9 protein-coding genes are annotated in these 8,266 nt (G+C 68.4%); 1 reads left to right on the top strand and 8 read right to left on the bottom strand.

The genetic code is table 11. The annotated features are described in order from the left end of the window. The 5 genes from VGE49_RS14240 to VGE49_RS11990 all read right to left on the bottom strand — a co-directional run. Positions 1-117, bottom strand: a 117-nt coding sequence (locus VGE49_RS14240; RefSeq protein WP_414643653.1) for an AAA family ATPase, incomplete at its 3' end; no start/stop codon positions are given. A 10-nt stretch (positions 118-127) separates the two neighbouring features. Next, entirely contained in the window at positions 128-754 is a 627-nt protein-coding gene (locus VGE49_RS12005) for a thioredoxin domain-containing protein (protein WP_331034778.1), read from the bottom strand. Between the two features lie 5 nt (positions 755-759). Further along, positions 760-1,380 (bottom strand): thioredoxin domain-containing protein, encoded by a 621-nt coding sequence (locus tag VGE49_RS12000; protein WP_331034777.1) that lies wholly within the window; start codon positions 1,378-1,380, stop codon positions 760-762. A 24-nt stretch (positions 1,381-1,404) separates the two neighbouring features. After that, complete coding sequence (locus VGE49_RS11995) at positions 1,405-2,037, bottom strand: DsbA family protein (protein WP_331034776.1); 633 nt, start codon at positions 2,035-2,037, stop codon at positions 1,405-1,407. A 100-nt stretch (positions 2,038-2,137) separates the two neighbouring features. Then, positions 2,138-2,701 carry a DUF721 domain-containing protein gene (locus VGE49_RS11990; RefSeq protein ID WP_331034775.1) on the bottom strand — a complete coding sequence of 188 codons (564 nt, stop codon included), beginning with the start codon at positions 2,699-2,701 and terminating at the stop codon, positions 2,138-2,140. A 21-nt stretch (positions 2,702-2,722) separates the two neighbouring features. Between VGE49_RS11990 and mutY the strand changes: the two genes are divergently transcribed. Then, positions 2,723-3,742, top strand: coding sequence for an A/G-specific adenine glycosylase (gene mutY / locus VGE49_RS11985; RefSeq protein WP_331034774.1), 1,020 nt, complete (start codon positions 2,723-2,725; stop codon positions 3,740-3,742). Here the strand turns inward: mutY and VGE49_RS11980 are convergent. The 3 genes from VGE49_RS11980 to VGE49_RS11970 all read right to left on the bottom strand — a co-directional run bounded on the left by VGE49_RS11980 (position 3,739) and on the right by VGE49_RS11970 (position 8,220). Then, positions 3,739-5,886, bottom strand: coding sequence for an amylo-alpha-1,6-glucosidase (locus VGE49_RS11980; RefSeq protein ID WP_331034773.1), 2,148 nt, complete (start codon positions 5,884-5,886; stop codon positions 3,739-3,741). The genes mutY and VGE49_RS11980 overlap by 4 nt on opposite strands. 31 nt (positions 5,887-5,917) lie before the next feature. Then, positions 5,918-7,027, bottom strand: a complete 1,110-nt coding sequence (locus VGE49_RS11975; RefSeq protein WP_331034772.1) for a glycosyltransferase family 4 protein — start codon at positions 7,025-7,027, stop codon at positions 5,918-5,920. Between the two features lie 113 nt (positions 7,028-7,140). Next, entirely contained in the window at positions 7,141-8,220 is a 1,080-nt protein-coding gene (locus VGE49_RS11970; protein ID WP_331034771.1) for a site-specific DNA-methyltransferase, read from the bottom strand. Positions 8,221-8,266: the final 46 nt, after the last annotated feature.

Here is an 8,266-nt window from a genome sequence, read left to right as displayed (position 1 = left end):
GTTGGACTTGCCGCAGCCGTTCGGCCCGACCACCCCGGTCAGGCCGGACTCGATTTGAACTTCCGCCGCGTCGACGAAGGATTTGAAGCCGACGAGCTTCAGTCTCTGGAACTGCATCGGCGGGGGCTTAGCGCCCCTTGATCAGCGGGTCTATGGCCGCCGACAGGGTTTCGAGCGAATGGTCCATGGCGCGACGGCCATTGACGAAGAAGGTGGGGGTGCCGTTCACCCCGGCGGCGATCGCGGTTTCAACATCCTGCTGCAGCGACTGCTGCGTCGCGGGGTCGGCCAGGCAGGTCTCGATCTGCGGCTGGGTCCGGCCGCTGACGGCGATGGCGCCCATGTACCAGTCCATGGCGTTGCCGGCGGCGAAGGCGGCGGCCTGACCGGCCATGAAGTGGTGGGCCACGTCGAAGAACTTGCCCGGGGCGGCGCAGCGGCCGATGGCGGCGGCCGTGGCGGCGACCTGGGTCGGCTGGGTCGGCAGGTCGCGGAAGACCAGCTTGACCTTGCCGGTGTCGATGTAGCGGGCCTTGAAGGTCGGCAGGACCTCATTGGTCCAGGCGGCGCAGTGGCTGCAGGTGAAGGAGGCGTATTCGATCACCGTCACCGGCGCATCGGCGCGGCCCAGCACGCGGTCGGCGGCCGAAACGGCCGGGACGGGCGCGGGGGCCGGCTCGGCGGCCATGACGGGCGTGGCGGCCATCAAGGCGGCCGCGACGGGCAGGGCGTTCAAAAGTCGAGCGAGGGTCATGTTGTTCATTTTGCTAGCGCCGCGTCGATGGCCGTCGACAGGTCGGCCAGGCTGGCGCCTTCGCCGCCCGGCGTTTGGACCCGTTGGTCGTTGACGAAGAAGGCGGGGGTGCCGGTGACGCCAGCCTTGAAGGCGGACTGGACACGCGTTTCGAATGCGGCGATGCCCGCCTTGTCGCTGACGCAGGCTTCAAACTGGGAAGTGTTCAGGCCTGCGGCGTTGGCCGTACGCATCAGCCAGTCGCGTGGCGGCGTGGCGCCGCTGAACAAGGTTTCCTGATCGGCCATGTATTGATGCACGACGTCGAAATACTTGTCGGCCCCAGCGCAGCGCGCCACCAGAAAACCGGCGACGGAGACGTCTTGCGGCGGGGTCGGCAATTCGCGGAAGACGTAGCGCACCTTGTTGGTGTCCACATACTTGGCCTTGAAGCCCGGCCAGGTTTCCTTTTGCCAGGCCGCGCAATGGACGCAGGTGACGGAGGCGTATTCGACCACCGTCACCTTGGCCCCTTCGGGGGCGCCCAGGGCCATGTCGCCCTCGGCGGGGGCGGCGTTCTTGCCGCCGCAGGCGGCCAGCGCCAGCACGACGGTCAGGGCCGCAGCTCCGACAAGCTTTCTCAACATGACCACGCCCCCCGGTTGGATGAATTACTTCTTGGCCAGTTCCGCGTCGATGGCTTCCGACAGACCCGACAGGCTGCTGTCCAGAACCTTGGTGCCGTTGACCAGGAAGGTCGGCGTGCCGGTCACGCCGGCGTCGATGCCGGCCTTGATGCGGTTGCTCATCTCTTCGATGGCGGCCTTGTCGCGGATGCAGATTTCGGTCTGTTCCTGGCTGAGGCCGGCGGCGGCGGCGGCGCGGAACAGGGTGTTGCGCGGCGGGACGCCCGCCTGCCATTCCTTCTGGCTGGCCATGATGTCGTGGACGACGTCGAAATACTTGTCCTCGCCGGCGCAGCGCGCGATCAGGAAGCCGGCGACGGCGATGTCCTGCGGCGGGGTCGGGAATTCGCGGAAGACGTAGCGGACCTTCTTGGTGTCCACATACCTGGTCTTGAATTCCGGCCAGACTTCCTCGTTCCAGACGGCGCAGTGGCCGCAGGTGACGGAGGCGTATTCCACGACCGTGACCTTGGCGTCTTCGCCCGCGCCCATGGCCATGTCGCCCTGGGCGGCGCCGCCGGTCTTGGCGGTGCAGCCCGCCACCGTGGCCATGGCGGCCAGGGCGGCGGCGGTCAGGGCCGCGCGGCGGCTCATCGAAGCGTAACGGAACGTAGCCATGGGTCGTCCTTGAACGAGAGTGTGACTCTGAAGAATGGCGCGATTCCCTGGGAGGCGCGCAATCTGATGTTTTTTCGAGAACAGGTGCGGCGAAGGTTTGTCAACGGCGCTCGTTTTCGGGGGGCTGCGACAACACCGCCCGGCCCAGCTTTCTGAGCGCCGCTTTCAGCCCGTCGGGGGCGTCCTCGACCGAGGCGGCCAGGTCGGCTTCGACGGAGGCAGGCAGGGGCGGCAGGACGACCTTGCCGCGCGCGCGCGGCTTGGCCCCGGCCACAGGCAGGGGCTTCACCGGCCCCTGGGCGATGCGCAGCTTCTCGACCGACCCGGCGCCGAGAAACAGATTAACCCGCTGGATGATGTCCTCGGACTGATGCTGGACCAGCAGGGCGGCGGGGCCGGCCACGCGCAGCTCCAGGGTGCCGCCAGCGCCGCCGCGACCCTTGGTCAGCTTCTGCGGGCGGGTGACGCGGGCCAGGCGCTCGCCGACGATCTCGACCCAGCGGGGCTCAAGCGCGCCCGCGCCGCGGCCGAACTGGGCGTCCAGCTTCTTGATCAGCGGGGCCAGCGACCGACCGGCCGGGGGCGGCGGGCGCAGTTGAGGACGCGTCCGGCGCCTCGCCAGGATTTCGCGGGCTTCGCTTTCGGTGGGCAGGGGACGACGCATTCGTCCTATATAGCTCGACCCATGCCCGACGTCCCCTTCCTCCGCGCCGCCCTGCTTGATTGGTACGACGCCCATGCGCGGACCCTGCCGTGGCGCGCGCCGCCGGGTTCCGGGACGCGGACCGAGCCTTATCGGGTCTGGCTGTCCGAGGTCATGCTGCAGCAGACCACGGTGCCGCACGCCGCCCCCTATTTCGAGCGTTTCACCACGCGCTGGCCGACGGTCAGCGATCTGGCGGCGGTCGAGGATTCCGACCTGATGGCCGCCTGGGCGGGGCTGGGCTATTACGCCCGCGCCCGCAACCTGCTGGCCTGCGCGCGGGCCGTGGCCGGGGATCATGGCGGGGTCTTTCCCGACAATGAGGCGGCGCTGCTGACCCTGCCGGGGGTGGGCGCCTATACCGCCGCCGCCGTCGCCGCCATCGCCTTCGATCGGCCCGCCAATGTCGTGGACGGCAATGTCGAGCGGGTCATGAGCCGCCTGTTCGCAGTCGAGACGCCTCTGCCCGCCGCCCGGCCCGAGCTGAAACGCCTGGCCGCCCTGTTTGTCAGCGACGAACGGCCCGGCGACTGGCCCCAGGCTCTGATGGACCTCGGCTCCGGCGTCTGTCGGCCGAAATCGCCGTCCTGCGACGTCTGCCCCTTGGCCTTCGGCTGCGAGGGGCTGAAGACCGGCGAACCGGCCCGCTATCCGCTGAAAGCCCAGAAGGCCGAGCGGCCGCACCGTCTTGGCCACGCCTTCGTCCTGCGCGACGGCCAGGGGCGGATCGGTCTGGTGCGCCGACCCGACAAGGGGCTTCTGGGAGGCATGATGGGCTTGCCGACGTCGGAGTGGAGCGGCGCGCCTCAGTTTCAGGTCCCCGCCGCCGCCGACTGGGTCGAGGCGGGAGCGGTCGAGCACGTCTTCACCCATTTCAGCCTGACCCTGACGGTTCACGTCGGCGCGGGCGACGGCGACTTCCTCTGGACCGAGGTCGAGCAGGCGCTGGCGGCCTTGCCGACGGTGTTCCGGAAGGCGCTGGAGCGCGGGCTGGCGGCCTAGCCCGTCGCGCGCAGGCTGACCGTGCCGCGCCGTTCGCGGGGCATGACGACGACGTGGTTGTCCAGCCGCTGGAAATTCAGGTCGATGGCGCCGTCGCCGACCTCAAGGTCGATGATCGACAGCCGGTCCAGGCCGATCGGCAGGGCGGGATTGACCACCTCGACCAGTCCCTCGTCAGCATTGATCGATACGCCGAGCACGGCCTGTAGCATCAGGAAGACTGAGCCCGCCGCCCAGGCCTGAGGCAGGCAGGCGACCGGGTAGGCGATGGGCGGCTCGCCGGTCTCGCGAATGAAACCGCAGAACAGTTCGGGCAGACGAAGCTGGAAATGCGCGGCCGCGCCGAAAATCTCGCCCAGCAACATGGCGACGGCCCGCCGCTCGCCGTAACGGGCCATGCCGGCCGCCGCCATCGCGGTGTCGTGCGGCCAGACCGATCCGTTGTGATAGCTCATCGGATTGAAGCGGACCTGACCCTTGCCCAGGGTCCGCAGGCCCCAGCCGGAACGGAACTCCGCCGTCAGCATCCGCCGCGTCACCAGCCGGGCGCGCTCATGCGAGGGCAGGCCGCTGAACAAAAGGTGGCCGGCGTTGGAGCCGACCGCCCGCATCTGACGCCCGTCGCCGTCCAGGGCGACGGCGTAGAAGCCCTGATCCTCCATCCAGAACTTTTCCTCGACCAGAGCGCGGACGGTCTCGGCGCGCGACCGCCACTGGGGCGCCCGGTCGTCTCCCAACTGGGCGCCGAGAGCGGCCAGAGCGGTCCAGGCGGCGAAGGCGTAGCCCTGCACCTCCAACAGGGCGACCGGCCCCTTGGGGAAACAGCCGTCGTTGTCGAAAATTGAATCCTCGGAGTCCTTCCAGCCCTGATTGGACAGGCCCGTCTCCGCCGCGCGAGCGTAGTCGATCAGGCCGTCGCCGTTCGAGTCGCCATAGTCGGTCATCCAGCCCGCCGCCGCGATCAGGTTGGGCCAAAGGGCGCGGATGGTGGCCAGATCGCCGGTGCGTTTGGCATAGGCGCCGGCCAGGGCGATGAACAGGCAGGTGGTGTCGACGCCGCCGTAATAGAGGCCGAACGGGACCTCCCCGAGGGCGCTCATCTCGCCGCCGCGGGTCTCGTGCATGATCTTGCCGGGGGCGGAGTCCATGAAGGCGTTGACCTCGGTCGCCTGTCGCGAGGCCAGATAGGTCAGCACTCCCCTGGCCAGGCTGGGATCGATCCACAGCATCTGCCAGGCGGTGATGATGCCGTCGCGCCCGAACGGGGTCGAGAACCACGGCACCCCGGCATAGGGATAGGGGCCGGTCGGCAGGTCGGTGGTCAGCAGGGCGACGTCCGTCCGCGATTGCCTCAGCCAGTCGTTGACGCGCGGATTGCGGGGGGCCAGCACGCCGGCGCCCCGCCGCAGCCGCTTGCGCATGGCCAGCCGCGCCTGGATGGCGTTCCAGCGCCAGCGGTCCTGATCGGGCGCGTCGCAGGCGTCGAGACCGCATTCGACGAACAGGTCCAGTTGCTTGCCCTTGGGCAGGCTGAACATGAACTCTGCGCGGTTGGCGCTCAGCCGTGCGGGCGGCTCGGAAAAGGCCAGGCAGCTGGTCCGCACGATCCCGTCCAGCCCGGTGTAGCCGAAGGTGACGCGCCGCCCGTCCATGATCGGGGCGTGGATCTCGCCGTGCGCCGCCCGCGCCGTGCCCCGCACCTGGAAGATGTCGGCGAAGTCGGCGCCGAACTCGAAGGCCAGCGGCAGCAGGATGTCCTCGATGCCGTGGTTGACCATCCGCACTCGCTCGAACAGCCTCCTGTCCCAGAGGAACCGCCGCCGCTCCAGATGCAGCACGCCCGCCGGGGCCGAACGTCCGCCCATCGGCGGCAGGGGGCGGTTGGTCGAATGGCAGGTGAAGAAGACGTTGTCCTCGGTCACGCCGGAGCTCAGCCGCGAGGGCCGCACCCGCCCGACCGTCAGGACGAAATGCGACAGCATCCGCGTGTCCTGATCGAACAGGCCGTCGGCGCCGCTTTTCACATCGCCCCAATGGTCCGCGACCAGGAAGGTGTCGCAGTCCTTCAGCGCCATCAGGGATTCGAGCCCGTCCTGATCGCTGTTGTCGGCGGCGGTGGTCTGGACCGAATAGGCGTCGTCCATGCTCTATCTAATGGGCGAGGGGGCTAAGGGTTCAGGCGCGGATGGCGAAACTGCGATCCTCGCGCAGCGGTCGCGCGGGGGCGCCGTCCAGCATGTGCGCGGCGAACGGGCGCCGGGCCAGGATGTCGCTGTAGACGTCGAGGTAGCTCCGGGCCATCGCGGTGGCCGAGAAGCGCAGGTCGAAGCGCGCCCGGATCGCCTCGCGGTCCAGTCGGTGCGCCTGCCCTGCGGCGGCGACGGCTTGATCCATCGCGTCCACCAGGAATCCGGTAGCGCCGTCTTCGATGATCTCGGGCGTCGAGCCACAGCGGAAGGCCACGACCGGCGTGCCGCAGGCCATGGCCTCGATCATCACCAGACCGAACGGTTCCGGCCAGTCGACAGGGAACAGCAGGGCCTCGGCGCCGCCGAGGAAGGCCGACTTCCGATCGTCCCCAATCTCGCCGATGAATTCGACCAAGGGATTGCCGTCGATCATCGGCTTGATGACCGTCTTCCAATAGGTCTTATCCGCGGCATCGACCTTGGCCGCTATCTTCAGCGGCTTGCCCAGGCGCGTGGCGATCTCGATGGCGCGGTCGGGACGCTTCTCAGGCGAGATACGGCCCAGGAAGGCGAGATAGCCTTCGGACCCGGGCGAGAAGCGATAGAGGTCGCCGGGCATGCCGTGATGCACCGTCGCCTTCCAGTTCGCGGCGGGCAGGGGCCGGCGTTGATCGTCGGAGATGGAGACCAGGCCGAACTCGGACCAGCGGTCGTAGACCTCGGGCAGGTCCTTCAGGTCCAGTCGCCCGTGCAGGGTGGTGACGGTCTTGTCCGCCAGGTCGCGGAAAAAGGGGAGGTGGAGCATGTCGGTGTGGAAGTGGATGACGTCGAAGTCGTCGGCGCGCTCCAGCACCTCGGCCAGCATGGTCATGTGCGCCGCCAGGTCGGACTTCAGGGGCTCGGGGTCCAGACGGATGGCCTGATCGCGCACCGGGATCAGGCGGGCCCGTGTCTCGGCGTCGGCGCTGGCGAACAGCGTCACCTCGTGGCCCAGGTCGACCAGGGCGTCGGTCAGGTGGGCCACGACCCGTTCCGTGCCGCCGTAGAGCCGCGGCGGCACCGCCTCATAGAGGGGCGTGACCTGAGCAATCTTCATGATCGGACTCCAGCGCCCCCGATGGTGCACTGGAGTCCTCAACACGGGGCGATGAACGGGGGTTCCAGCTTGGCTGAAACGATAGTCCCCTCAGCCAGGCCGGGGTTCGACCTCTACTGCATCCCGGCGCGGATCTCGGCGCGCAGGGCGTCGATGGGGCGCAGGCCCGTGTCGGTCTTGAACCGCCAGTAGGTCCAGCCGTTGCAGGCCGGGGCGTTTTCCAGCAGGGCCCCCAGCTTGTGGATCGAGCCGGTCATGGAGCCAGACACCAGCGAGCCGTCGGCGCGCACGCGGGCCTCATGGTCGCCCTTGGGGCAGTAGAGCTTGTCGCCGGGGGCCAGCAGCCCTGCCTCCACCAGGGCGCCGAACGGCACCTTGGGTTCGGCCTTCTTGGAGCCGGTGACGACCAGATCCTCGGGCGCGGCGGGGATGACCGCCTTGATGCGCTTCTCGGCCAGCCTGGCGTAGGTCTCGTCGCGTTCGATGCCGACGAAATGGCGGCCCAAGCGCTTGGCCGCGGCGCCGGTGGTGCCGGTGCCGAAGAAGGGGTCCAGGATGACGTCGCCGACGCGGCTGGCCGACAGCAGCACGCGGTGCAGCAGGGCTTCAGGTTTTTGGGTCGGGTGGGCCTTGTCGCCGTTCTCGTCCTTCAGCCGCTCGCCGCCGGTGCACAGGGCCAGGGTCCAGTCCGAGCGCATCTGGGTGTCTTCGTTGAAGGCCTTCAGCGCGTCGTAGTTGAAGGTGTAGCGTTTCTGCTCGCGCGACTTGGCGGCCCAGATCAGGGTCTCATGGGCGTTGGTGAAGCGCGTGCCCTTGAAGTTCGGCATCGGGTTGGACTTGCGCCAGATGATGTCGTTCAGCACCCAGAAACCCAGGTCCTGCATCGCCGCGCCCAGGCGGAAGATGTTGTGATAGCTGCCGATGACCCACAGGCTGCCCTCGTCCTTCAGCACCCGGCGGCATTCGCTCAGCCAGGCGCGGGTGAAGGCGTCATAGGCGGCGAAGCTGTCGAACTTGTCCCAGTCGTCGTCGACCGCGTCGACCTTGGAATTGTCCGGACGCAGCAGGTCGCCGCCCAGCTGCAGATTATAGGGCGGATCGGCGAAGACCATGTCCACCGACTTGTCCGGCAGGCCCTTCAGCACCTCGATGCAGTCGCCACGCAGGATGACGTCGGTCTTCAACTCGGACATGGAAAAGCGGCCCCGGACAGATGAGGGGCTTATGGTGAATCCTTAC

The organism is Brevundimonas sp. (assembly GCF_036405315.1).
In the GTDB taxonomy this organism is placed as follows: Bacteria; Pseudomonadota; Alphaproteobacteria; order Caulobacterales; family Caulobacteraceae; genus Brevundimonas.
The sequence above is the reverse complement of the archived record's forward strand: the minus strand, read 5'-3'. Positions and strand labels throughout refer to the sequence as shown.